We start from the raw sequence: 26,478 nt of genomic DNA on the forward strand, positions 1-26,478 counted from the left end.
CGACTCTTTCGAACTTGAGAGGTAAGGATTTTGCGTCCTCAATCAACTCAAAAACTACTTACAATCTCCTTCTCTTTCGACGTGAAAATGTGACGAATTGGGCCTAAGCCACTGATGTGGCACGTCAGGCGCAAGGAAACTGACGGGAGGATAGGACTAATGAACACTGTTATCGGAATCTTTAATTCATTTGCTGATGCAAAGCGCGCGGCAGCTATGCTTGGGTCACTTGGCATAGCTGATGAAAACATCGGAGTACTTTCGCCGCGCACACCGGAAACTGAAATCGAAGCGAACATTCCCACGACGGAAACCGAACAGCCCGGGGTCGGAACTGCCGTGGGCGGAGCTGTCGGAGGGGCGCTGGGTGTTGCCGGCGGCATGCACGCCGGATTGGCCGCAGCGACTGCTCTAATCCCCGGCGTGGGACCGATTTTCGCGCTCGGGTTGATCGGCGCAGCACTATTCGGCATCGGAGGCGCGGCAGCAGGCGCGGCAGCAGGCAATGCCGTCGAAGGCAACCTTGATACTGGGTTGCCACGCGATGAGCTTTTCTTGTATGAAGATGCTCTGCGCAAAGGGCGCTCAGTTGTGATTGCGCTCGCCGATTCTGATCAACTGGCTGAAACGGCACGCGCGGAACTGAAGCGCGCGGGCGCCGAGTCAGTGGACGCCGCACGCGATCAATGGTGGACCGGTTTGCGTGATGCTGAGCAAGAGCACTATTCGACTCAGGGCGGCAACTTCAATGTTGACGAAGCGGCGTACCGGCTCGGGTTTGAAGCATCGCTGCACCCGGATCGACGCGGCCGCAACTACGACAACACCGTCGAGAATCTGAGAACGCGATACGCGGAGAGCTGCGGGCTGGAAGCATTTCGCCGCGGTTATGAGCGAGGCCAGGCGTACCAGAGCTCGATTGAAACCAAGCAAACGGAACCAACGGCCAGTCGCAAGGCTGCTTGACGGCTGCCGTCGAGAACTAGCCTGAAAGAAACTCTGCTGAACATCGCCATAGCTGTCGCCATCCTCGGCGGCAGCTATGTCGTTATGCACCTGTTCGCGCGCGCGATGTACGTGCGTTGCCCGTCGTGCCACACCCTCAACGCCCGTCGTCGCTCGAAATGTCGAGCGTGCGAGTCGCCCTTTACCTAGTGTCCGAACGCCTCGGGATGTTCCGACACTTCCTCGATTGCTTTAGCGCGACCGCGACTCGTCACGACTGCCACACCCGCAAACACTAACAGCGATGCGATGATGACGCGGGAGCTCACTCTTTCACCCAGCACAATCGGCGCCAGCACAAACGTAATTAGCGGCTGCAAATAGATGTAGGCCGCCACCGTGCTCGGCGGCACGCGCGCCAGGGCCCACGAATTCAGGTAGTAACAAACGACCGTCGCAAACAGAACGATGTAACCGACTGCCAGCCAGACTGAGCCGGGAACCTCGCCGAACGACACAGACGAAAGGCTAAACGCGGCGACGGGAACGGCGGGAACACATCCGACTATAAAGACCCAGGTAATCACAGTGAGCGCGTTGTAGCGGCTCAACAGGCGCTTTGAAATCGCGATGTACGCTCCATAGCAGAGCGAATTAAGAACGAGCAGCAAGTCTCCGACGACGGAGCTTTGGGAGAACGACGCGCGGTCGGGGCCAATCAAATAAACGACGCCGGCGCCCGCAAGGAGAATTCCGATGATGCGCCGCGCGGATATGCGATCGTTCCCGACAAAGATGCTAACCAGAAGCGTAAACACGGGAATCGTAGTCCCGAGCAGCGTTGCGTTAACCGCGGTGGTCAGCGACAGACCCTTCACAAACAGCCACTGATTCAGAACGACGCCCAGTAAACTCGATACCACGAGCAGCAGCCAATCTGATTTGGCAATTCGCTCAAGTCTGCGCGTCGCAAGTCCGATAGCCGTGAGAGCCACGGCTGCCCCCAGCACTCGGATCCCAACCAGCCCGAGGCTCGGGATCGTTCGCAACACGATCTTCCCGAACACTGGCCAGGTAGCAAACATCACCTGGACAGCGATCAAAGCGATGTGCGGAGAGGCACTTGAGCTGGGTTTGTTCACAAAAGCGTCCTTCGTGGCACAGACTTCAGTCTGTGCGTTCCTGGTGGCAATCACAGACTGAAGTCTGTGCCACATAAAAAAAGATCGGGCCGCGTGTTCCCGATCTCGACAGCTTCTAAGACTGGATCGGTTTTTCAACCGAGAAACAAATACAGGGGATTCTCAAGAATCTGTTTGAAGGTCTGCAGGAACTGCGCGCCGACCGCCCCATCGACCACGCGATGATCGCAGGACATCGTCACGCGCATCATCTGGTGAATCTCGATTTGGTCCTCGCGAACAATAGGCTTCGGTTTCATCGCCCCCACCGCGAGAATCGCGGCTTCGGGCGGATTGATTACCGCCGTGAATTCGTCGATGCCGAACATGCCAAGGTTGCTGATGGAAAAAGTCGCTCCCATGTACTCTTCAGGCTTTAGCTTGCGCGAGCGCGCCCGGCCGGCCAACTCCCTGACTTCAGTGGCGATATCCAGCAACGATTTCACATCGGCCGCACGCACGATCGGCGTGATCAATCCATTCTCAGTCGCGACCGCGACGCCGATGTCCGCGTGCTCGTAGTGCCGCACGGTCTTGTCCTGAAAGGAGGCGTTCACCTGTGGGTGTTGAATCAAGGCGACGGCGGCAACTTTGATGATGACGTCGTTGATGCTGACCTTTGCATCAGGATAGAGAGTGTTGATTTGCTGCCGCATGTCCGCGGCGCGATCCATTTCAATCTCAGTTGTCAGGAAGAAGTGCGGGACCGGCCCGAGTGAAGTCACCAGACGCTTCGCAATCGTCCGGCGCATTTCGCTCATCGGTTCGTCGCGATAAGCCGACGGGCCGTACGTGGCGCCCGGTTGACCCGCGGGCACCGCCATCGGTCGAACCAATGAGAGTTTTGGAGTCGCGCCCGGGGATGCGGCCTGCGGCGCCTTCATCGCTTCTTCGATGTCGCGCTTCACGATTCGACCGCTCGGTCCACTGCCCTTAACCGAATTGAGATCCACACCCGATTCCGCGGCCATGCGCGCAGCAATGGGCGAAACCAGCATGCGACCACCGTTCGGACGTTTCCCGTCCGTCTGCACTTCGCGAGCTATTTCGGGTTGCGGGGCAGCTTTTTTCTGCTCGCCGGCAGGAGCGGCCTCTGATTCAGGAGTCGTCTCTGGCTGTGCCGCAGCCTCTTCTTTAGCCGGGGCGTCTTCTTTGGCCGGAGCCTCTTCTTTGGCCGGAGCCTCTTCATTTGCTGGAGCTTCTTTGGCCGGGGCCGGTTCACTCTTCAGCAGAGCGGAAATGTCTTCGTCAGGCTCGCCGATGATCGCGATGGGCTGGCCCAGTGGCGCGCTCTCGCCTTCCTGCACAAGCACCTTACGCAGAACGCCGGCTGACAGCGCCTGCATTTCCATGGTGGCTTTGTCAGTATCGATTTCGGCGATCGGCTCGCCCATCGAGACCTTGTCGCCTTCTTTTTTCAGCCAGCGCGCAACCTGCCCCTCTTCCATCGTGGGCGACAGTTTCGGCATGACGACTTGGGTAGCCATAACGGGTGAACAGTGAATCGTGAATGGTAAATAGAAAGCAGGGTTGGCGCTCTCTATTTACGATTTACGATTGACCATTTACTAGACGTAAGCAACTTCTCTAACCGCGGCGACGATCTGCGGCACATCCGGGATCGCCAGCCGTTCGAGGTTCTTCGCATACGGCATCGGCACATCCACGCCGGAAACTCGTTTGACGGGCGCATCAAGATAATCGAACGCCCGCTCTTGAATCTCCGCGGTGATCTCAGCAGAAACGCCGCAGAACGGATGCGACTCTTCGGCCACCACCACGCGATTCGTCTTCTGCACGGAAGTGATGATGGTATCGATGTCGAGCGGCCGGATCGTTCGCGGATCTATCACTTCGCAGCTGATGCCTTCCTTCTCCAACTCTTCTGCGGCCTTCAAAGCCGTCGGCACCATTAACGAGCGCGCGACGATCGTAGCATCGGTTCCTTCCCGCTTTACGTCGGCGACGCCGAGCGGAATCGTGAAGTCCTCGTCTTCCGGAACCTCGCCCTTCATTCCGTACATGCGCTCCTGCTCGATGAAGATCACCGGATCGTCGTCGCGAATCGCGCTTTTCAAAAGCCCTTTAGCATCAGCCGGGGTTGACGGCATTACGACTTTCAAACCGGGAAAGAACGCGTACCACGATTCCAGCGCCTGCGAGTGCTGCGAGGAAACCTGGTAAGCCGACCCGCCCGGACCGCGAAATACTATCGGAATCTTGTATTGGCCGCCCGACATGTAAAGCATCTTGGCGGCCGAGTTCACCATTTGATCCGCCGCGAGAATCGAAAAGTTGAAAGTCATGAACTCGATGATGGGTCGCAGGCCGACCATCGCTGCGCCCACGCCCAGACCGGCGAAACCAAGTTCAGTGATCGGCGTATCGATAACTCGCTTGGCGCCGAACTCCTGGAGCAATCCGCGCGTAACTTTGTAGGCGCCCTGATACTCGGCGACCTCTTCACCCATCAGAAACACATTCGGATCGCGCGCCAGCTCCTCGCGGAGAGCGTCATTCAAGGCGTCGCGCATGGTGATAACAGCCATTGGATTCTTCAGCGCAGCGGGTTCGCGTAAACGTTCGTCATCAATTCTTCCGGCGCGGGCTCAGGACTCTCGTCAGCAAATTGAGCTGCCCGGTCGACCTGCTCGCGCACCTCGGCTTCCATTGCGGCCACGTCATCGTCAGTCAACATCCCATTCTCTTCCAGCCGTACTTTGAAAAGCTTGATCGGATCTCGCTCCTGATACTTTTCAATTTCAGCGCGCGTCCGGTACTTACCGGGATCGGACATCGAGTGGCCCATGTAACGATACGTTCTCGCCTCAAGCAGTGTCGGCAAAGACTCCTTGCGTGCTCGCTCCACCGCGCGCTGGGTCGCCTGGCGCATGGCCATCACGTCCATGCCATCAACAACCTCCGAGGCCATCTCGTAAGCACATGCCTTTGCGGCAATGTCCTGGAATGACATCGCCCGCTGAGCCGAAGTGCCCATGCCGTACATGTTGTTTTCACAAAGATAGATGCATGGCAGCCGCCAGAGCTGCGCCATGTTCAGCGACTCGTGGAACGCACCCTGATTGACGGCCGCTTCGCCAAAGAAGCAAACCGTCACTTGATCAGTTTCTTTGTACTTAGAAGCGAAAGCCGCGCCCGTGGCCAGAGCGATCTGCCCGCCGACAATCGCGTGACCGCCGAGGAAGTTCACGCTGGCGTCGAACAGATGCATCGAGCCGCCCTTGCCTTTCGAGCAGCCTGTGGCTTTGCCGTACAGTTCAGCCATGATCGCATCAGCCGACATGCCTTTCGCCAGGGCCTGACCGTGCTCGCGATAACTCGTGATCACATAATCGTCCTGGCGCAGTGCCGAGATGGCGCCCACACCAACCGCTTCCTGGCCGATGTACAGATGGCAAAAGCCGCCAATTTTTCCGAGGCTGTAAGACTCAGCGCACTTCTCTTCAAAGCGCCGAATCAAGAGCATCTGCTGGAATATCTTGACCAGCGTGTCGCGATCTTCTTCCAGCGCGCCCGCATCGGCGGGCGTGGTGGGCGGTTGATCGATGACGCTTGCGCTTGCGCTTGCGTCCTGTCGCCGGTCAGTTGTCTGGCTGCTCATGTTTCGCTGCTCGCTTAGTGCGAATCGGCCAGCTATGAGCTGGCCGTGCACATACTTGCGAAGTTCGACACGATTATACGCAACACCTGCATCGAGGCAAGTGCGCGAATGTCGGAATGCTAAAGCGAGGGCGAGATTAAGTGTATTGATCGATTCCGGCGTGCGTCGGCATCGTGGTCAGGCTAAGCAGATTCTTGCGCGCATGCTTGTCTTTCTGCATGTTGCGCGCGGCCGTGGTGAGCAATTCTTCGCTCGTTTCACCATCCGCGGGGAAACAAGCAATGCCCGAGCTGAGCCTGACTTCAACGTACTTGCCCGTGCGCACCGAAAACTTCTGTTGTTCGACGGCGTTGCGGATGCGATCGGCGGCGGCTTCAGCCATAGCCAGCGAAGCCATGGGCATGATCGCGACGAATTCATCGCCCGCATAGCGCGACAGAATGTCCATTTGCCGCAACTCTTTGCGAATGATTTTGCCGACGTTCGCTAACAAGCGATCACCGATCGCATGTCCCCACTGATCGTTGATCAGCTTGAAGTCGTCCACGTCCATGCTGATGAGCGAAAGTGACTCCCGACCAAGCCGCTGGCATTCCGCCAGACGCTGTTCGAGCATCATGTAGAAGCCCCGCGCGTTCGGCAGTTCCGTCAGTGGATCTGTCAGCGCGCTCTCTTTCGTGCGTTCAAACGTTAGCGCGTTGTTCAACGCCGATGCCGCGTGCTGAGCAACGGACTCCAACAAACGAACATGTTCGGTGGTGTACGACGTCCGGCCTTTCGAGTACAGCGTGATCGCGCCGAACGCTCCGTCTTCCCGGATTAGGGGCGATACCAGCACGCCGCGGTAATTTTTCACGACATCATCGGAGATTCCGACCAGATCCAACTCAGGCGACGAATTGCACATCGAGCGCGCATTCGCAATCACCCAGCCGGTAATACCATCGCCGATACTCATGCGGCGACCCTGGAAGAGATCTACGTGATCTCCGACGACATGAACCGCGACAGCTTTACCGACGCGATCGTCGACGATGAAAATCGCGCAGGTATCGAACGGCACGATCGCATGCAGCTTGTTAGCGATCAGCGTTACCGTGTCGTTCATGTTCAGTGACGATCCAATTGTCTGGGCAATTTCGTGCAGGGCAAAGACTTCGCGTTGCGCTTCAGTAATCGAACGGAAGCCCAGACTTTCATCAGGCGATCCCATGACGTCCGACGCCAGACCGGCATCCGGGCGGGCCTTGGAGTTATCGACGGTGATCGGCTGGACTTGCTCCTGAATGTCTGTAGCGTCAATCAACTGGTCAAATTCCGTGACGTGTTTCGTGAATAGATCCACGACTCGGGGATCGAACGAGCTGCCGGACATCTTTTGCAATAGCGCGAGCGAATCCTCACGCTTCATTCCTTTGCGATAGGGGCGATCGCAACGGGTCGCGTCATAGAAATCCACGACGGAAATAATGCGGGCGACGAGGGGAATCTCTTTGGCGCGCAAGCCCTTGGGGTAGCCACTGCCGTCCCATTTTTCGTGGTGATAACGCACAATGTCTTCCACCGGGTACGGGAAGTTTACGCGTTTGAGAATGTCGCCACCGACGGTCGGGTGAATCTTCATCTTTGCGAATTCCGATTCAGTCAGCTTGCCGGGTTTGTTGAGAATGTATTCCGGGACCGCCAGCTTGCCGATGTCGTGTAAAAGCGCGCCGGCGAATAGTGCGCGCAACTCCTGGTCCTTCACCTTTAGAAGCTTGCCCATCTCGGTCGCGTAAATCTGCGTACGGCGAACGTGGCCATGCGTCGTCTGGTCCTTGGCGTCGATCGCAATCGCCAGAGACTCGATCGTGTTCATGTGAAGGTCGGCAATCTCTTCAATGTACTTGAGCTTTTCGCCCTGCGCGCGCGTGACTTCTCCAACGCGTTTCTCATTAAAGCGATAAAGCAGATGGACAAGGGCCGTGATCAGAAGTCCCACAAAGAGGAATGGAATGCCCGCACCGTGGAGCGCGGCATAAAACATGGCGGCCGAGGTGACATTTGCGACTTGCGTGATCAGAGTCCAAATCAGACTCTCTTGTGTGAGACTGACGCTAATACCAGAACTGAAGACACGCGACGCAAGGACGCCGGCGGTAGTGAGACCATAATGTACTAAGCCGAAAACGCACAGCGGAAGCAGCACAGAATTGAGAACCAAACTCTGGTCCCCGGCAATTCCGTCGCCCACCAAAACCCAAACCAAACCTTTGTAAACCAATGCAGCCAAGAATGTCGCGATCACTGAGCTGCAAACTGAAAAGATGGATTCCAGACGCTTGCTCTTGTCCAAAGACGACACGCAAACCACCACCGCCGCTAGAATGATCGGCGGGCCAAAGTTGTTCGCCGGCGCGAGCGTGTACATCATCACCGCAAGGAAGATGAGCGTGTCAGCAACAGACTTCTGAGTTTGACTCGCGCCATCCACGTGAGTGACGGGCACTGTGAAGCGACTGGTCACTAACGTTACGGCAAGCAACAGAAAGAAGGCTGCCAGTCCGCTCCAGCTAAGGAAGGGCAATCTAAAGGTGGAGTACGCGCCATAGAGCAGTAGGGCAGCGCCTATGGACGCCACAATCCCGGTGACGATAGTTTTCTTGAAATCGATTTTCGGCATTCGGTTCACCCGACTTGAAGGATCTGTGGAGGGAATTGCGAGACCTGGCAACTTACACTGGCTGACAGGGGCCAACAGTGTTGGCCATTAGAGAATAGCGGGTCGGCCGCGATGGCGTCAACGATTTCTTTCGGATGAGGGGGCTTTAGCGGATTGCCAGCTGATCCTCAAATTCCGCAGGCGTTTCGGCGGGTTTTTGGCAGGTGTACGCTTCACAGACATAGGCACGCGACCCGCTGTCGGTTCGACGATTGGCGAGCAGGGGAATCAGACTTTCGGCGGCGTCGTAATCCCCGACGCCGAGCGCGAGAACGCGGTTCGGGAGATATGTTTCCCAAAAGGGGCGATTGAATTCTGCGAAGCTCGGATCACCCGGCACGCCGACAATCGCGACTTCCTTAGGGCTCGACAAGTAGAAATCTGTCGCGCACAGCGCCCAACTGTAGGCCGAAGGATAGCGACGAATCTGATCAGCCAGGAGGCGCAGGATCGTGGTCGCGTGACGCTGGTACGTTTCGTTTCCGGTCAGTAGAGCGAGTTTCTGAAGGGCGAATGCGGCCACGGAATTTCCCGAGGGCGTAGCGTTGTCCATGAAATCCTTCGCACGCACGATCAATTGCTCGTGGCTCTTTCCCGTGAAGAAGAAACCGCCATCCTGCTCATCCCAAAACTCTTCGATCATCTTGTCCGATAAGCGAATTGCATTTTCGATCCACTTCAACGCACCGGTTGCTTCGTAGAGCGAGATCAGCCCTTCGATTAGCGAAGCATAGTCTTCGAGGTAGCCGTTGAGCTTCGCCTCGCCATCCTTATAGGTCCGCAGCACCAAACCCTCACGCAGCATGTTCGCGAGAATGAACTCTGCGTTCGCGGCCGCTACTTGTATGTAGTCGGCACGGTTGAGGATGGCGCCGCCTTCCGCGAAGCTCGCGAGCATTAGTCCATTCCATCCGGTGAGGGTCTTCTCGTCCCGCCCCGGTTTAATTCTTCGTTCGCGAATGTCGAACAGCGTCTTTCGTCCGCGGTCGAGAATCGCGCGCGCTGCGTCAACCGACACACTGTGACGCTTTGCGACCTCTTCGATAGGCGCACTCACATGCAGAATATTTTGTCCCTCAAAGTTCCCTTCTTCAGTTACATCAAAGTAATCGCAAAAGACTTCCGCATCAGTCGCTCCGAGAGCGGCGACAACTTCCTGCTTCGACCAGACAAAGAACTTCCCTTCCTCACCTTCCGAATCCGCATCCTGCGATGAATAGAAGCCGCCCCGGTTATCCGTCATCTCGCGCACTACGTAGTCGAGGGTTTCTTCAGCAATACGTCGCGCGAATTCACTTTTCGTTAGCTGATAGACATGCAGGTAAACACGCGCGAGCAGCGCGTTGTCGTAAAGCATCTTTTCAAAGTGCGGAACCAGCCAACGCGCATCGACGGAGTATCGATGAAAGCCGCCGCCGAGCTGATCGTACATTCCGCCTTCGGCCATCTTGCGGCACGTGTGCTCGACCATCTCGAGGGCGTCGGGCCAGCCGTGGCGATAATGGATGTGCATCAGGAACTCGATCGTCATCGCTGGCGGAAACTTCGGCGCGCTGCCAAACCCACCGTTCGTCGGGTCGTAGTTCTTCGCGATTCGCCGGTGCGACGCGTCAAGCAACTCTACCGACAGCATCTCCCGCGAAGGCGTCGCCAGGCCGACCCGTCGCAACTCCCCCAGGATCGCCGTCGATGTATGTCCGACTTGATCGGGTTGCGAGCGGTAGGCTTCTGCCACACTGAGCAGCACGCGCGGAAATCCCGGCATGTTGTAGCGATCGGCGGGCGGAAAATATGTGCCGCCGTAGAAGGGCACACCCTCAGGCGTGAGGAACATCGTCATGGGCCAGCCGCCGTGCCCGGTCATCATTTGCACGGCATTCATGTAAATCTGATCGAGGTCCGGCCGCTCTTCACGATCAACTTTGATGTTAATGAAGTTCTCGTTCATCAACTTCGCGATCTCTTCGTTTTCGAACGACTCGCGCTCCATCACGTGACACCAATGACATGCGGAGTAACCGATGCTCAACAGGATCGGTTTCTCTTCATCACGCGCTTTGGCGAGGGCCTCGTCACCCCACGGGTACCAATTGACGGGATTGTGCGCGTGCTGGAGTAAGTACGGACTGGTTTCGTTGATGAGGCCGTTGGTGTGTTTATGTTCAGTCACTGGTAGTTAACTTTGCGTTCCTTTGGCGCGCACGCCTGGTGTGAAGCATGCCAGAGGCATGCGTACCCACTTATCCCTTGAACCAATACGGTGTCTGTTTCGCCCAGGTGCTATTCGGATATTTGCGACGGAGCAGATCGAAAGCCGCCTTTGACCAGCGACCTGTCTCTTTGTCGGTGCAACCGTAGCGCGTCGATTTCACGGCGAGGTGCAAAGCCTCAGGCACTCTTCGATCAGTCGGGTTCGTCGTGGCCCAGTTGACCGCCGTCTGCGCCAGGTAATTAGGGCCTGGCCCGAGCGACTGGATTAAAGCGGCCTCTCTCTCTGCAGCCGCTCGCGACGGTTTCAGAAACTCGGGTGAGGGCATTTGCTTTTTCGTGGCATCGCCGCCCTCAGAAAAATATCCGCCGAAACTCGTTGGCGGCTCGGCACACCACCAATTGTCGCGATAGCTATCCATCTCAGCGATGTCCGTTCCGCGGCCGACACCGAACGTAACGTACGGCCGCAAGCCCGGAAACTTGAGCGCAAGATAAGCCGCCGCAAACCGCCGCGCATCGGGCGTCGTTGCTCGTTGATAAGCCGTCAAAAGCTCTTTCGCCTCCGGATATGCCGCCGCCATCGTGGTGGCTGTCTGATTGGCGACCGCTGCGCGATCCGTCAACGCGGCCCGCATAAAGGACGCTTGAGCGACATTTCGTTGGAGATTCGCGGGCAGTAGATCACTGCGCGCGGCATCAGCCCAAAGCGCCACCGGCATCAATTTATTGAAAACCGTGGCCGCGTCGGCATCAAAAAACACTTTCGAGCCGCGCGTATACTCCGCCGCTTCCTTTTCCTCCATCGGCCTTTCACGTTCATCGCTATTGTCGCTGAAGCCCGCCGCCTCACGCTGAGCTGCGCGGAGAAATTCGTTCAGGTTCCGCGCCAGCATCATCCGTTCACTAAGAAGCAGGTTGGCCCCCGAACGCGTTAACTTCGTTCGATCACCGGCGAGCGTCTCGTCGAGAAGCGTTCGAGCTTCGTCCCCGCGATTCATCTCCGCCAGCAGCCGCGCCCGGTTAAAGATGAGCGTAGGAGCCGCTGGGGAGGTGAATTCAACGCGTGCGGCCGCACTAATCAAGTCGTTTGCTTTCGCCGATGGTCCGTCGGCTTTTGCAATCGCGGCCACGAGCCATGGCAGATTCTGTTTCTTCCCCCATTGCTCGTTAGCATGTGTTGTCGCCGCGTCCGACTCGTCCTGAAAAGTCACGATCCAATCCGTAAGTTCGTCCGTTCGCACCGTCGCCGGCACGGACGTGCTCTTCACGACACCGTCTTCGTTGTCGAGGATCCACTTGTCGAGGAGCACCGTGTAATCCCAAACACTCTGCTTGAAATCAGTGGCCGCGCCCTTCTTCGAAATCGTTTGGGCCAGGTTGCGAACCGTCTCCTCAGGACGCAAACGCAGCCGCGTAAGATTAAGGAGTCGATTCGCGGCGTGATGAGACTTTTCAAGCTTCCTGTCATCAACGATTGTTTTCAGACGCTTCTCAGCCTGGGCCAGCGCAGGCTTCCCCTGCTCCGCTTCGGCGGCCAAACTTCCCTTTCGCAGGAGCGAGCGCGCGGCAAGATACGGCGCGATCGTACGCCAGGGCGATGAACCGTCATCCGCGATAGCGTCAAAACTCTTTACTGCATCATCAAACTTTGTCGCGTAGAAATTCGCAGCAGCGATTTGGTAAGCGCGATCGGCGCGAAGCAGGGCGTTCTGTTCAGACGCCGCTGGCGGAACTTCCTGACCCATCTTGCAGTTCTTGAAAACGATGTCCTGCGCCGTTATCCAATCACGCATGGCCGCGCTGTCAGCGCCCCAGGACTTGGTTCTTTCGTCGAGCGTCGCCACCGCGTTTTGAAATGCATCCGCCTGACAGTTAAGAAAAGCCTCATAGTCCTGCGGCTTCTCGCGATACCGGTAGACGTCGATGTCCGGTGGTGCGCCCACGCCGGGAACCTTCGCGCGCGCGTCTTTCCACTTCTTTAACCAATCTTCAGAAGTCTCGTCCCACGAGTTGTTCAGCCGGTCATCCCACAGACCCGTAAGCCCCTTAACTTCGGCGTCACTCAATGTTTCGCCGATTAGGTTTCGATAAGCGGCCACGAGATATGAACGCGCATAAGTAGGCTGTAGCACGCCGACGTTTCCGCGCGCGAACTTCTCCAGCGGATGGTCAGGGTGCTTTTGGAAGACGAAAATTGCGTCGGTAAAAAATGGGCCGCAGGCTTGCGCCGGTTGCGGCGCGAGCGTCATGAAGAAACAAAGTAGTAACAGGACAACGACACTTCTCTTCCAGGCAAAGGGGACCATTCAAAAGACTCCTACGTTTCCGATACTTCCGAATTCATGCTCAGTCTACACCACGCGAATCTGTCAGAACCACCTGCGGTAGCGGGTGGTTGAACGTGCGACGCCTTTCGACTTAGACGATCGCTTCACGCAAGGCCCAGCCGCAAAAGCAGCGCGAAGCGAAAACACTGTCGAGGGCGCCGGTAGTTCGAAGACTCCCCTTGGGCTCTGTTATACTCGCCACTGAATGGTCATTCATTTTCTTCGATGCGCAGGCTTTTAGCCTGCTCCCTCAACTAACTAATGGTACGTGAAAGCTTAGAAATGGACGTGGTCTTCGTCGGCGCCGGTCCGGCGAATTTGAGCGGCGCTTTACACCTTTCGCGCCTGATCGCAGAACACAACGCCGCGGTGGAAAGCGGCGCAAGCAAAGGAAAAACGCTCGGCGAAGTTCAAATCGGCGTAATCGAGAAAGGTGCGGCGGTTGGAGCGCACATTCTCTCCGGCGCGGTCATGGATCCGAAAGGACTTGCCGAGCTGATTCCTGACTTCGTCGCACAGGGCGCGCCTCTCGAATCCCCTGTCAAAGAAGATCAGTTTCTTTACCTTACGGAGAAACGCTCGATCCGTTCGCCGATCAATCCACCGCCACTAAACAATCACGGCTATTTCATCGTCTCGCTGAATCGTTTAACGGCGTGGCTGGGCGAGAAATGCGAAGAAGCGGGAGTCAACATCTTCCCCGAGTTTCCCGGCGCTGACTTGCTGTTCGATGACAACGATCGCGTCCTCGGCGTGCGTACCGGCGACAAAGGCATCGACAAAGAAGGCAAGCCGAAGCCGAACTTCGAACCAGGCGTCGACCTCCTCGCGAAAGTCACTGTGCTGGGTGAAGGCGTGCGCGGATCGCTTACTAAGAAGTTGGTTCGCAGGCTGGGTCTGGATGAAGGTCGCGAGCCACAGGTTTACAGCCTTGGCGTGAAAGAGCTCTGGGAGCTTCCCGACGATCGTTATCCCGCAGGGCGCGTGACGCACACGCTCGGCTTCCCTTCTGATCAATGGACGTATGGCGGCGGCTGGATTTACGGGATGCAGAACCGCGTGCTGAACATTGGTTACGTGACCGGACTCGATTATCGCGACCCTTTGATTGACCCGCACGCCGAATTCCAAAAGTTCAAGACGCACCCGTTCATCGCAAAGCTGCTCGAAGGCGGCAAGATGATCCGCTATGGGGCGAAAGCGATCGCCGCCGGCGGCTGGAACGCGATGCCTCGAATGTATTCCGACGGCGTGCTCATCGTCGGAGACAGCGCCGGCTTTCTGAACGCGGCGCGCTTGAAAGGTATTCACTCGGCGATCAAGAGCGGGATGCTCGCGGCACAAACGATCTTTGAAGCTTTGGTGGCGGAAGACTATTCATCCGCAACCCTGCAATCATTTGAAGCTCGTGTGAAGGAAAGCTGGATTGCGTCCGAGTTGCGCCGCTATCGGAACTTTCATGCAGGGTTTCGTCACGGCCGCTGGCTCGGAATGGCAAACGCCGGTCTGCAATACATCACCGGCGGTCGCGCCTGGGGCATCCTTGATCGAGATCATCAGGAGCCCGGCCACGAGGCGATGCAGAAGCTGTCCGCGTACGGCTACAACGGAAACGGATCGACCGCGCCGCGTTACCAGGATCTTCGCTTTGACAAGAAACTGACCTTCGACAAAGTGACTGACGTGTACCACGCCGCTGTTGGTCATGATGAGGATCAACCGGCGCACTTGCACGTGCTCGACACAAACATCTGCGCCACGCGCTGCACCGAGGAATACGGCAACCCGTGCCAACGTTTCTGTCCCGCGGCGGTTTACGAGATGGTTGAAGTGGGTACGCACGCCTCCGGCGGGCAGCAGTCAGAACCGCATGCGGTAACTGGCGGGCCCGGGTCAGTACCACCTGCGGTAGCGGGTGGGTCACCTCGTCGCCAACTCCAAATCAACTTCTCGAACTGCGTCCATTGCAAGACGTGCGACGTCATGGACCCGTATCAGATCATCAACTGGGTGACGCCAGAAGGCGGCGGTGGGCCTGATTACGTGGGGATGTAAAGAACAGTGAGCTGTGAGCTGTGAGCAGTCGCACGCGTCCGCGTAGCTGACGATTTGAATGTAGCCCAGCCTTTTAAGGCTGGGTCAACGATCAATTAAGGAATCAAAGCCCGCTTTAGCGGGCGGCAGAGAATATGGCTGCGTTAACAAGTGCCATTCACGCCGAAGGCGTGACAGAAGGTAGCCAGGGGTAAGCGAGCGAAGCGAGCGACACCCCTGGATTACGATAAAACAATGATCTCCGCCCTGAAGGGGCGGAACAGCGAGGCGGATCGATTGCTTCAACCCCGAAAACGATTTCAGAAGTTTCCGATTGAGGCCGCCAACTCGCTATGTTAATCTCTCGGGCAACATGACAGCCCTCGAGGAACAAACTTTCGACGTCGTCGAAAAGGAATGGCCGATGTCGGTTGGTGATGGGAAGGCCCAGCGCAAGAAGCGGCCGCGCATTCTCGCCATCACGACTGACTGCTGCACTGGTTGCGCCGGCTCGCCTGCCTGTATCGAGTACTGTCCGATCGAAGCCTGCATGTTCTGGGTGACGGATGAAGATCATCCGCCCTTCGGCCGCATCGAAGTCGATCCCTATCTCTGCATCGGTTGTCAGAAGTGCACCAGCAAAGGTCCGGATGGAGCTTTTCTTGACGGCTGTCCGTGGGATGCGATTGAAATGATTCCGACCGACGATTGGGAGTCAATGCACGGAATTAGTCTACCGGACTTACCACCACCGCCACCGACGACGGCATTGCCAGCGTCATCCGAGGTCACAGCGCCGGCAGAAGCACGATAGTCTTCAGCCGCAAAGCGGCTAAATATTTATAGACCACGTCGCCCGGGGTTGAATTGAAAAGAGGGAATCTCGATTCATCGAGATTCCCTCTTTTCGTAGGTAGTGGTTTTTTTCCGGTGATTCTATAAACATTCCGCGCCTGACGGCGCTGTTTGGATTCCGTGCCCTAACTGGAAACCGAAACTCGGAACTCAAGGCCTATCTGCTCACCGCTCACTGCTCACTGCCAACTGATTAGGAAACGCCTTCATCGACGCGAGCGCCGCCAGCACATAACACGCACTGCCCATCAGCATCGCTGCCTGGAATCCCCAATTTAGCGCCACGAACACCGTCGTCACCGATCCGATTACCGACATAATGCCGTTCAGTCCCCAGTAGAACGGTGGCGCCGGCAGAGATCCTTCGCCCGTGTGTTTTAACCCGCGCGGGAAAGGCATGCCCATCGCTAATCCAAGCGGCGCCATCAGAGCGATCGCCACTCCAATCCTTCCCCATAGCGGCAGCCAAAGAAGCGCGGGCACCAGCTTCGGTAACGCCAGCGCCTCGACCGTTCCGATGATCGCCACCGCTGCGCACGCTTTCGACATCGACCAGCGCGGGCTCAGAGCTGCGCCAATGCCGCCAAACGCCAACAGGGTGAACAGCAAGACTGAGAGCGTGTAAATCGGATGGCCTACGAGCAGCGTCAGATTTTGGAGCAGCGCTAGCTCAACTGAAATGAATCCGAAACCGAGCATCGCAAAATAAACCAGTGAGGCGACGTAACGGTACGCAGGCTTCTGGCCTGCTTCCCCTTCTATCCTCTCGCGCCGCGGCCTCCCAAACACGGCAAACACCACGAGCAGGAGCACGCTCGGGGCCAGCAGCCATTTCAAAATGCGCTCAGCAATTGCTCCCGGCATCCGCCACGGCCGATCGATCGCGAAATAAAATGGACTGTCATCCCACACCGGCCCAACGTACCGCGGCGCCTCAGCGTCGTACTGATCCAGAGTCTTCGAGCCCGCCAGCACTTCTTTGAGACCTGGCGGCGCGATTCCGCCCGGCGCCACTATGGCATTTGCTTGAGTCCAGTTCTCGCGGATCTCTTTCAACTCTGCTTCGGTAAAAGGCCGCTTGCGCAACATGAAAAGCATCTGCGGAAAATCATTCGGCGCGGCCTGCTTCTCCATCAGCACCACCACGCGCTTGGCCGCTTCGTCGGCGCCTAAAGTCGCCACAGCATTGGAAGTCAGCCGCGGGATGTCCATCTCCCAACGCAGCACCACCATGATTCCGTTATCCGAAAGATGATCGTAGAAGGCGCGCATCGCTTCAGCCGTGTAGAGATAATTCTCCGAAAGCGACAAGCCGCCCGACGCTACCGACGCCCACGAATCGACAAACCCCATGAAGATGATGTCGAACTTCTTGTCTGTGCGCGAAATGAAGTTGCGGCCTTCACTCTGAATGGTTTCCACATCCGGCCGGTCGTAAAGATTGCCGGCGCGCGCGCCATAGCTGCGCACAAACTTCAGCATCAACGGATTCAGTTCGACTGCGGTGACTTTGCGGCTGCCCGATGCCAAAGCCGACACGACGTCAGCGCCACCACCGGGACCGATGACCAGTGTTTCGGCGTTTGGTGTGAGTCGAAACGGGAGGGCGCGGTAAGAGTCGCGGAGACCCTTCGCGCTTTCCAGCTTGCCGTCCCATTCGTTGATGCTGGTCCATGCGTCCGAATCGATGTAGAGCCGCGCTACGTGACCGGGCGCGACGCCTTCTACAGCATCGATGCGCGAATAAGCATTCCAACCGGTGTACGCGATGCGCGCGTTTGGATTCTCATCCATCTGATTGCGCATCGCCTTCGTTCGGCCGGGCTTCACGCGAAACGTTTCATACTTCACGGCTGAAACTGCCGCGATGATTGCGAGCACCACGCCAAGCGCCGCCGCCACCTGAACGATTCGTGGCAGTAGGCTGGGAGCGCGGGCATCCTGCCCGCTTAGTTCGTCGTTCGTGCTGACTTCTGACTTCTGATTTCTGACCTCTGCCGTTTGAGCCCGCGAAGCGGGCGACAGACTTAAGAGACCCGCCGCAATCGCCGGCGCAATCGTTGCCACCAATAGCGCCGCTTCCCCTCCAAACAAATGCAGCAGAACCGTCACCAATACTGCGCCCAACGCGGCGCCGATCAAGTCCCAGAAATACAGACTCCCTGCGACCGCACGATGGATATCGAAAACGATCGACAGCGCCATGCCGGCGAGAAAGAACGGCAGCAGCGGCGCGAGGAAATACAGCGGCAGCCGATCCATCTCGAACGGATATCGCACAAGGAGCCAGAGACACAGCGGAATCGCGCCCGCATACAGCAGCGTCGTCAACGCTGCCGCGTGGATCGACAGAGGCTTCCGCTGTTTCAGCAGATGAACGGTAAACCCACCGAGACCCCAACCAAGCAGAGCGACTGAGATAGCAACAAAGGCAAAGTGATACCAGATGCTGGCTGAATAAATCCGGGTCAGCCCAACTTCCAGAATCAAACCCGAAAGAGTGATCAGAAAAACCGCGATACGAGTGCGCATAGGCGCACTAGTTAAGTGAAACTAATTGCGGAGGTCAAGCTGCCAGAGATGCTTCAGCGTGAAAAAGGTTACTAACTACGGTCTGGACGCAAGCGCTTTTCGCGCAGCAGCGAGACATGAACTGGTACTGAGTCGGAAAACCTACCGGACCCTCGCCTAGCCGGACCAAACGACAGATGTAATCTTACTGCTGGGATGAACTCACGCGCGAGCGGATGGCTTTGGCGGTGGTAGATGCTTGGCTGGCAATTTCATCATCGCCTACTGTTTGGGCTAAAGATTCGATGGAGGGCAAATCCTCGGCTGTGCCAACGTAAGCCAAGCCGCGGAGTGCGGCGCTGACGGAAGCTTTGTCGGGTTTCAGCGAGGCGACTGTTTGACCAACAGTCACGGCGTCGCCTTCCTTCACAGCAAGCGATGCTATTTCGCCGTCGACTGGGGCGCGGAATTCCTGGACGTCACCAAGAACGGTGACGGGTGACGGGTGTTGGGTGTTGGGAGATGCCGAACCAGTGATGGGTGATGAGTCATGAGTGATGAGTGAAGATGGCGAACTGACGACGCGGATGCGGGCGAAAAGGGCGCCCGCGCGTAGTTCGGAACCAACTGGCAATATGCTCACGATGGTTCCGTTGATGGGCGACTTCGCTTCGAAAGGTTGCAGCATGGCGCGCAGCTCGGGGCGGCCGGAAGCGTCGCCGAAACGCACTAACTGCAAGGCCGCGTTGCGACGCACGAGCGGCTCGGCGTCTTTCAACAACTCGAGCAGCGCGCGATGAAAATCTTCGGAAGTGTTGTCCTGGCCCATGACCCACGCAACTGTCTTACGGACTTCGCCGGTCGGGCTCTTCGCTAACTCCAGAATGCGTGGATAAAACTTCTTGACGGCCGGATCGTTCTTCTCCATCCGCGATTCGATTTGGGTAAGCGCGTGCTGGATGTTGCGCGGCTTCTTTTCGTCGTTAAGGTACTCGACGATCTTTTCATCGGATAGTGAACGGCCGAACCAGGTGAAGTACCACGACAGAAATGGAACGATGATGAAGAGCGAGGCGACGATGATGAGCCAGATATTGCTCGGCCGACGCGGCTTTGGGGCAACGACAACTTGCGCATCGCGGCCGTTGGTTTGTATGAAATCATCTGACATTTGTCATTTGAATACGGCCCGTCATTTAACCACAGAGGAAGAATCGAATCATCCACAGATTACGCAGATTACACAGATTAAAGAAAGGATGAACTTGTAGACAGTTCTAGTACGCGCGAGTCAGGTAATTCTGGGAATCAATTTTTCATCTCGCCCCTTCAGGGCGAGGAACTTCTATCTATCGCGATCCAGGGGTGTCGCTCGCTGCGCTCGCTTACCCCTGGCTACCTTCTCTCACGCCTTCGGCGTGATGAAATCCAAAGCGCCGTCGAGGCCGGCGCACTCCAAATCACCAGATGAGATACCGCGGCACTTTGTTTCGATAACGCTCGTACGCTTCGCCGTAGCTCTTCTTCAGGAATTCTTCCTCGCGCAGAATTTGCCAGTGCTGCGCGGCGATAGCCAGCACCGCAAGAACCAGGAATATCCACGTGCCATTAATCAGAAATGTGCCGATGAACCAGGCGTTGATAAAGACGTAGATCGGATTCCGCGTAAGCGAGAAAATGCCCCGCGTCACGAGGGCTCCGGGCGTCTCGTAGTCAACGCCGACGCGCCACGAGTCGCCGAAGTTGAAGAAAGCGAGAATGAAGACTACCAACCCGCCGCTTATCAGGATCACTCCGGCCACCCTCAGCGCGAACGATTCAAAAAATTGATCGTGCAAGACTGCAGGTAGAACGCGCGCGTGGGAATGCAGTGCGTATAAAACGATCTCAACCATCCAAAAGACCAAGCCGGCGAAGGCGGCTATTTCAAACACCCGCGCGAGCCCGCGACTGTCGCGACCGGCCACAATCGCGGTGATGTTTCGACTTATGCGCAGGTACACGGCCTTGGTGACAACAATCGCGATAAAAATCACGATGATGGCGATTTGGAAATAGTCGAAGAAGGACATGTTAAGAGTGGCCGCGGATGAAAGCAGATTTACGCGGAATAAAAATCAGAGCAGTAATCCGATGACCTGATCGGCGTTAATTCGCTCTCATCTGGCGCGATTATGGTTGGGGATGGCGAGAATCCAAAGCGCCGTCGTCGCGACGCTCTGCCGGCGCACTCCAAATGCAGGCAGATGCCTGCGTACCGCACTCCAAATACGTGCGCTGCTAAATCAGCCCGATGGGTAGAGGTGATACAGCATCGCGTAAACCACCACGCCGGTGATCGAAACATACAGCCACATCGGGAGGGTCCAGCGCGCGATGGCCCGGTGGCGCAGGAAATCTCCGCGCTTAGCGCGCAGGACGGTGACAATCACGAACGGCACGATGACCGCCGCCAGGATTGCGTGCGTGATCAGAATCGTAAAGTAGATTGGCCGCGCAATTCCCTGCCCCGGAAAAGGTGTCGATCCGTGCTGCGAGTGATACGTCACGTACGAAATTAAGAACAGAACGGAAACAGACACCGCCGCGATTTGGCAGTTGCGATGGGCAATGATGCTTTTGCGGCGAATAAAGAAGTAGCCGGCCATCAGTAATACGAAGCTGGTGAAGTTAAGAGCGGCGTTGAAGTGCGGGAGAGCAGAAACCCAGTCGGCAGCGAGCAGGCCCAAAGCAGTGAGCAGTGAGCAGTGGGCTGTGAGCAGCATGACGAAATCAGAGATCAGAGGTCAGGTGTTAGAGCAGTTGAAATGGCGATAGGGTGGAGTTGGAGTTTAACTTCCTCTGTCCGCCCCTTCAGGACGGACGCCTGTTTTTTGAACCCGATCCAGGGGTGTCGCTCGCTACACTCGCTTTACCCCTGGCTACCTTCTAGCACGCCTTCAGCGTGAATACTGCTCACCGCGCACTGCCCACGGCTCACTGCTGTGTCCCCCGGTTCATTTCGGCGACCATCCGGTTCACGTCGGGCGGCATGGCGCGGCCGCGCACGTCCTTCAGAGCAGGCGGCAACTTTAGAGCAGCGGGTACTGTGCCGGCCGCTCGCGCCGCTTGTTTCGCGGCGGCAGGGCTGGGCTTCACTTCCTCGCCCCGAGCGATGCGCCTCTGTTCAAGTCGTCGCGTCAGGAACTCCTGAGCAGGCACGGCCAAAAACCCGAGCGCGATCACAATGGGAACAACGGTAAAGAAAAGACCGTCAGTGCTGATGACCGAGCCGGCCGCGATGAAGTTGTAGGCGACGAACGCGAACAGGCCGAGCGCCGCAATGAAACAAATCAGAGTTAGCAGCCTTTGTTCGTTCTTCATGGAAAATCGTTGGGCGGTTGCAGTCAATTGATTATCGTCCTATTGGGTTCCCCTGTCGCTCGCTGAAGCGCGCTGGATAATCTTACCTTACCCGCTAGCGCCGATGCATCGGAACGGGTAAGGAGAATTTTTCTGTCGCCCGCTAAAGCGGGCTCGGCAATCTTTTGTCCATCTAACCCAGCGCTAAAGCGCTGGGCTACTTTAAAACTCTGCTGCCGACAAAGTCGTTCTGTACTGCCTTTGGGCTAGTGTTTCTTTGCCGGCTTCAACGGTTTTTCCGAAAGCTCTTCATAACCGCAACGTTCGCACTGCCATACCGGAAACACCAGGTTTGGATCAGTCTTGTTTTCATAGACCGCCCTTTGTGACGGAACGATCTTGCCTCCGCATTGCGGGCAGACACGTCCGCGCGTCGTGCGGCGCTCAATATCAATCTGCAAGAGGTCGGCTACGTCTTCAGGCATAACATGCGGGCAAGATGCTCACGCCCAACATTATCCCTTTCGATTGCGAAACGCGATATAGAAAATTGCCGCAAACATCGTCACCGGCGGTACAAACAGAACCAGAATCGCCAGGTTAAGGTTCCTGGCGAACGCCTGGCTGACGGACGCGCGGCACATGGCGCACTGCGCGAGTGCAGAGTCGGACATTGCGAGAGCGCACAGGGCGACAATCGCGCCGACGATCATCATGCGAATTACGCGTAAAGCCATTCTCAGTTCTTCAAGCCCGCTTACCCAGCCTCAAAAGGCTGGGCTACGGAAAAATCGCCGTGCCCTCGTTACGGTTCGGGCTACTGCCCCCCATCTGCTCACTGCGCACCGCTCACTGCTCACTGCCCACTGACGCTAATGACTCGGCTGTCCGGCCGGCGGCGCGGTTGCTGGCGGCGTGGCCCGCAGGTCGCGCGAGCGGAAGCTGTCAGGGAAAAACACCAGCAGCAGACAAATACAAATGACGACGGCCGGCACGATGGTCAGCACAAGCGGCAAACGCTCGAAACGCAGGTGCATGAAATAGGCGACGATCAGAGCGGCCTTGATGATCGAAGCGCCCAGCAGAATCACGAGCATGTAAACAAGGGGCAAGTTGATATAGCCGAACAACACCTCGATGCCCGTCAAGATTAGCAAGCCAATCCAAACTGAGATGAAGAGCTTGTTTGAACCGGCAAAGTGTTCGTCGTGCGATTCTGCGTGTGCGCTCATGTTTGATTCTCCGGTTTCCAGCCTGTTGCCCTGTCGCCCGCTAAAGCGGGCTCCGAAAATCTTCTTTCAAACTTCCCAGCGCTAAAGCGCTGGGCTACTGAAAAATCAACGAGTTGCTCTAACTTCGTCCCTCACCCAACCCTCTCCCAAAGGGGAGGGCTAACAGCCGCTATGCTTGAATCGAAAGCAAATAGATCAGCGGGAAGACGAACATCCAGACCAGATCGACAAAGTGCCAATACAGGCCGCTGATCTCAACGTCTTCGTGACTGGCTTTCTTAACCCGCGCCGCCACCACCAGCAGATAAATGCATCCGGTAAAGACGTGGAACATGTGCATGCCGGTGATGCCGAAAAACGTAGCGCCGAACAGAGGCGACGCGCCCGGCCACTTCTCAGCCCATTCGTGCGGGAGCGCAAACGGCGTCAGACCTTCATCAATCAGGTGCTTCCACTCGATCGCGTGCAGGACGATAAACGTCGCGCCGAGGACAGCCGTGGCGATGATCCATTTGCGCGCGGCCGACAGCTGTCGTTTGGCCGACGCCGACACCGCGAACACCATCGTCAAGCTGGACGATAGCAGCACCAGGGTCATGATTGATGAAAAGACTATGCTCGGATAAAACTTGAACGGCGTCGGCCAGACGTTCGAAGCGCGCAGGTATGCGTAACCCATCAACAAGGCCGAAAAAGTTAGCGAGTCGGACATGATGAAGAGCCACATGCCGAGCTTGCGATGGCCGACGCGATAAGGGTGAACTCCGCCGCCCCAATCGTTTGTCAGAGCTTCTGCTTCAGTTGCCACGAGTTACCTCCGAAGTGGGTGTCGTTGCCCGCTAAAGCGGGCGAATCAAAACAGGAAATTCACTTTCCCAGCGCTGAAGCGCTGGACTACGGAAACTTAGAGGGACTTGTCGCGCGCTAACTTCGTCCCTCACCCCTACCCTCTCCCAGAGGGAGATGGCGACTCACTTCCAAAAGAACAAAAGCAAGAACAAGCAAATCCAAAGTCCGTCGAGAAAATGCCAATAGGTCGTCGCTGCATCAACTACGCCCACACGCTTGAGTTCACCTTCAACCGAGTCGCGTTTCTTTCGCGTGCGCAGCAACAGATAAGCCAGGGCGCACAGACCACCAAGCACGTGAATAGCGTGCGCGCCGGTGAACAAATAGAAGAACGCGCTGTGCGGATTGCTGGCCACGAAGACACCTTGTCGAGCCAGTTGCCGCCAGGCAAAGAATTGTGACGCCACGAAAACGACGCCCAGCGCGGCCGTAATGGTGAGCCACATCCCGTACTGCGCTTCGCCTTTTCGTTTCAAAGACCGTCGCGAGATTTCGATCGTGACGCTGCTGATCAAAATCGCCGAGGTGCTTAGCCAGAGCATCTTCGGCATCGCGATGCGCACCCAATCGTCTGCCGAAGCCGAGCGCACAATGTAAGCGCTGGCGAGCCCGGTAAACAGCATCACGATGCTGGCAATCGCCACCCAAATCCCGACGCGATAACGCGCCGGCGAAAACCGAAAGTCGGTGCCATCGTGGCCGCCGCCGTTCTTGCGAAAGCCATTGCCGCCCTTCGACTTCGGTCCGCCGCCGACGCCAACATCGACAACCGGACTAGTGTTTGTGACCGTTGCCGCCATTACCGCTTCTTTCTCCCAAACCTGGATGAATCTCGCCGGCATCCGGCTCACTCTGCATCACATAATCTTTCGGCGCGTCAGGCACCGAAAACTCGTATGGTCCGCGATACACCGTGGGCGCAATGCCCGCGAAGTTGTCATGCGGCGGCGGTGAAGGGATATCCCATTCCAGCGTCGTCGCCTCCCAAGGGTTGTCGCTCGTCACCTTCTTGCCCTTGAACATGCTCCAGAAGAAATTGAAGTAGAACAAAAGCTGGACCGTCACCGTGATCAGCGCTGCGACCGTAACAAACTTCACCAGCCCGCCCGAGTTATTCAGGAAGGTGTATTCGTCGAACTGCGAATAGCGCCGTGGCATGCCCAACATGCCCATCGCGTGGAACGGGACGAAGATCGCGTACACCCCGATAAAGGTCACCCAGAAGTGAAACTTGCCCATGCTTTCGCTCATCATCCGGCCGAACATTTTCGGAAACCAGAAGTAGGTCGCCGCGAACATGCCGAAGATCGACGCGACCCCCATCACGAGGTGGAAGTGCGCCGTCACGAAATACGTGTCGTGGAAGAAAAAGTCGAGCGACGTCTGGCCCAGCACCAGGCCGGTGATGCCGCCGGCGACGAACAACGACACGAATCCGATCGCAAACAGCATCGGCGTGGTGAAACGGATCCTCGCGCCCCACAACGTACCGATCCAATTGAACGTCTTAATGGCTGATGGCACGCCAATCGACAATGTCAGGACTGAGAAGGCCACGGCTGAGTAAGGACTCATGCCGCTTATGAACATGTGATGGCCCCAGACGAAGAAGCCGAGCATGCCGATCGCAAAAATGGCGAACACCATCGCGCGATAACCGAAAATTGGTTTACGCGCAAACGTCGAAAGGATGTGCGACGTTGCACCCATGCCCGGCAGAATCGCGATGTAAACCTCGGGATGGCCGAAGAACCAGAACAAGTGTTGCCAAAGAAGCGGTGACCCGCCACTGTGCAGCGGGACGGGCGCACCGCTCACGTACAAACCGCCGGGAATGAAAAAGCTCGTGCCCGCCATACGATCCAACAGCAGCAGAATGCCGCCGCCAAGCAGCACGGGAAACGAGAGCAACGCCAGCACGGCGGTCGTGAACCACGCCCAACACGTGAGCGGCATTCGCATCAGGGACATGCCGCGCGTGCGCATGTTGATCAACGTGGTGATGAAGTTCAGGGCCCCAAGCAGCGAACCCACACAGAAGATCGCGATGCTGATAATCCAGAGATTGACTCCGGCTCCCTGCCCCGGCCCGGCTGCTTTGCCCAGCGCGCTTAACGGCGCGTAACCTGTCCAGCCTCCTATCGGCCCGACAGTACCGCTTCCTGCCGACCAGGACGCGCCCAGTCCGGTAAACCACGCGCCGACGGTCGCGTTACCTTCCGCCAGAATCGCAAGGAGAATTACGATGAAGCCGACAAACGTCACCCAGAACGACAGCATGTTCAACGTGGGAAACGCCATGTCGTCGGCGCCGATTTGAATGGGCAAAAAGTAATTGCCGAAGCCGCCCTGGGGCGCCGTCGTCAAAACGAAGAACACCATTATGGTGCCGTGCATAGTGACCAGGCTGAGGTAAAACTCGGCCGACATGATGCCGCCCGGCGCGCCCTGCGGAAACAGCGTCTCGAGAATCGAAACGCTGGTTCCCGGCCACGTCAGTTTCACGCGCATCAGCACGGACATCAGCATGCCGACGATTACGGCGGCCAACGCAAGCAGGATGTACTGAATCCCGATGACTTTGTGATCGATACTGAAGATGTACTTGCGAATGAAGCCAGTCGGCGCCGGGTGCCTGTGGACTTCTGCATGAGCTGCTTCTGCCATC

At 57.1% G+C, this 26,478-nt stretch carries 21 protein-coding genes; 3 read left to right on the forward strand and 18 right to left on the reverse strand.

Annotation, left to right across the window (positions count from 1 at the left end; all coding sequences use genetic code 11):
• The first annotated feature begins 159 nt into the window (after positions 1–159).
• A complete protein-coding gene (locus VFX97_03230) occupies positions 160–966 on the forward strand; it encodes a hypothetical protein (protein HEX5702211.1) in 807 nt (268 codons plus the stop codon).
• A gap of 185 nt (positions 967–1,151) precedes the next feature.
• Here the strand turns inward: VFX97_03230 and VFX97_03235 are convergent, their stop codons facing one another.
• The 7 genes from VFX97_03235 to VFX97_03265 all read right to left on the reverse strand — a co-directional run bounded on the left by VFX97_03235 (position 1,152) and on the right by VFX97_03265 (position 12,966).
• Positions 1,152–2,087: a DMT family transporter gene (locus VFX97_03235; protein ID HEX5702212.1), complete on the reverse strand. Its 936-nt coding sequence runs from the start codon at positions 2,085–2,087 to the stop codon at positions 1,152–1,154.
• A gap of 134 nt (positions 2,088–2,221) precedes the next feature.
• Complete coding sequence (locus VFX97_03240; GenBank protein ID HEX5702213.1) at positions 2,222–3,613, reverse strand: pyruvate dehydrogenase complex dihydrolipoamide acetyltransferase; 1,392 nt, start codon at positions 3,611–3,613, stop codon at positions 2,222–2,224.
• Between the two features lie 81 nt (positions 3,614–3,694).
• The gene (locus tag VFX97_03245; protein ID HEX5702214.1) at positions 3,695–4,675 is read right to left on the reverse strand and encodes a pyruvate dehydrogenase complex E1 component subunit beta; all 981 of its coding nucleotides are present in this window, start codon (positions 4,673–4,675) and stop codon (positions 3,695–3,697) included.
• Positions 4,676–4,683: 8 nt separating this feature from the next.
• Positions 4,684–5,748 (reverse strand): pyruvate dehydrogenase (acetyl-transferring) E1 component subunit alpha, encoded by a 1,065-nt coding sequence (gene pdhA, locus VFX97_03250; protein ID HEX5702215.1) that lies wholly within the window; start codon positions 5,746–5,748, stop codon positions 4,684–4,686.
• Between the two features lie 136 nt (positions 5,749–5,884).
• The gene (locus tag VFX97_03255) at positions 5,885–8,410 is read right to left on the reverse strand and encodes a diguanylate cyclase (protein HEX5702216.1); all 2,526 of its coding nucleotides are present in this window, start codon (positions 8,408–8,410) and stop codon (positions 5,885–5,887) included.
• A 145-nt stretch (positions 8,411–8,555) separates the two neighbouring features.
• The gene (locus VFX97_03260) at positions 8,556–10,619 is read right to left on the reverse strand and encodes a thioredoxin domain-containing protein (protein ID HEX5702217.1); all 2,064 of its coding nucleotides are present in this window, start codon (positions 10,617–10,619) and stop codon (positions 8,556–8,558) included.
• Between the two features lie 70 nt (positions 10,620–10,689).
• Positions 10,690–12,966, reverse strand: coding sequence for a hypothetical protein (locus VFX97_03265; GenBank protein ID HEX5702218.1), 2,277 nt, complete (start codon positions 12,964–12,966; stop codon positions 10,690–10,692).
• A gap of 282 nt (positions 12,967–13,248) precedes the next feature.
• Here VFX97_03265 and VFX97_03270 point away from each other — a divergent pair, with 282 nt between their 5' ends.
• Together VFX97_03270 and VFX97_03275 are read left to right on the forward strand one after the other, a co-directional pair.
• Positions 13,249–15,042 carry an electron transfer flavoprotein-ubiquinone oxidoreductase gene (locus VFX97_03270; protein ID HEX5702219.1) on the forward strand — a complete coding sequence of 598 codons (1,794 nt, stop codon included), beginning with the start codon at positions 13,249–13,251 and terminating at the stop codon, positions 15,040–15,042.
• A gap of 352 nt (positions 15,043–15,394) precedes the next feature.
• A complete protein-coding gene (locus VFX97_03275) occupies positions 15,395–15,835 on the forward strand; it encodes a hypothetical protein (GenBank protein HEX5702220.1) in 441 nt (146 codons plus the stop codon).
• A 206-nt stretch (positions 15,836–16,041) separates the two neighbouring features.
• Here VFX97_03275 and VFX97_03280 read toward each other — a convergent pair whose 3' ends face one another.
• From VFX97_03280 to VFX97_03330, 11 genes are all read right to left on the reverse strand, one after another.
• A complete protein-coding gene (locus VFX97_03280; GenBank protein HEX5702221.1) occupies positions 16,042–18,408 on the reverse strand; it encodes a hypothetical protein in 2,367 nt (788 codons plus the stop codon).
• A 184-nt stretch (positions 18,409–18,592) separates the two neighbouring features.
• A complete protein-coding gene (locus VFX97_03285; GenBank protein HEX5702222.1) occupies positions 18,593–19,558 on the reverse strand; it encodes a HEAT repeat domain-containing protein in 966 nt (321 codons plus the stop codon).
• Between the two features lie 289 nt (positions 19,559–19,847).
• Positions 19,848–20,459, reverse strand: a complete 612-nt coding sequence (locus VFX97_03290) for an isoprenylcysteine carboxylmethyltransferase family protein (GenBank protein ID HEX5702223.1) — start codon at positions 20,457–20,459, stop codon at positions 19,848–19,850.
• A gap of 213 nt (positions 20,460–20,672) precedes the next feature.
• Complete coding sequence (locus VFX97_03295) at positions 20,673–21,152, reverse strand: DUF420 domain-containing protein (protein ID HEX5702224.1); 480 nt, start codon at positions 21,150–21,152, stop codon at positions 20,673–20,675.
• A 211-nt stretch (positions 21,153–21,363) separates the two neighbouring features.
• The gene (locus VFX97_03300; protein HEX5702225.1) at positions 21,364–21,750 is read right to left on the reverse strand and encodes a hypothetical protein; all 387 of its coding nucleotides are present in this window, start codon (positions 21,748–21,750) and stop codon (positions 21,364–21,366) included.
• A 245-nt stretch (positions 21,751–21,995) separates the two neighbouring features.
• Positions 21,996–22,214 (reverse strand): hypothetical protein, encoded by a 219-nt coding sequence (locus VFX97_03305; protein ID HEX5702226.1) that lies wholly within the window; start codon positions 22,212–22,214, stop codon positions 21,996–21,998.
• Between the two features lie 30 nt (positions 22,215–22,244).
• A complete protein-coding gene (locus tag VFX97_03310) occupies positions 22,245–22,466 on the reverse strand; it encodes a hypothetical protein (protein ID HEX5702227.1) in 222 nt (73 codons plus the stop codon).
• Positions 22,467–22,601: 135 nt separating this feature from the next.
• On the reverse strand, positions 22,602–22,961 hold the full coding sequence (locus tag VFX97_03315; GenBank protein ID HEX5702228.1) for a cytochrome C oxidase subunit IV family protein: 360 nt from the start codon (positions 22,959–22,961) through the stop codon (positions 22,602–22,604).
• A gap of 169 nt (positions 22,962–23,130) precedes the next feature.
• A complete protein-coding gene (locus VFX97_03320; GenBank protein HEX5702229.1) occupies positions 23,131–23,769 on the reverse strand; it encodes a cytochrome c oxidase subunit 3 in 639 nt (212 codons plus the stop codon).
• A 163-nt stretch (positions 23,770–23,932) separates the two neighbouring features.
• Positions 23,933–24,610 carry a cytochrome c oxidase subunit 3 gene (locus VFX97_03325; GenBank protein ID HEX5702230.1) on the reverse strand — a complete coding sequence of 226 codons (678 nt, stop codon included), beginning with the start codon at positions 24,608–24,610 and terminating at the stop codon, positions 23,933–23,935.
• Entirely contained in the window at positions 24,585–26,477 is a 1,893-nt protein-coding gene (locus VFX97_03330) for a cbb3-type cytochrome c oxidase subunit I (GenBank protein HEX5702231.1), read from the reverse strand. The genes VFX97_03325 and VFX97_03330 overlap by 26 nt, the downstream gene beginning before the upstream one ends.
• Position 26,478: the final 1 nt, after the last annotated feature.

The sequence above is a fragment of the Pyrinomonadaceae bacterium genome (assembly GCA_036277115.1).
GTDB lineage: Bacteria > Acidobacteriota > Blastocatellia > Pyrinomonadales > Pyrinomonadaceae > UBA11740.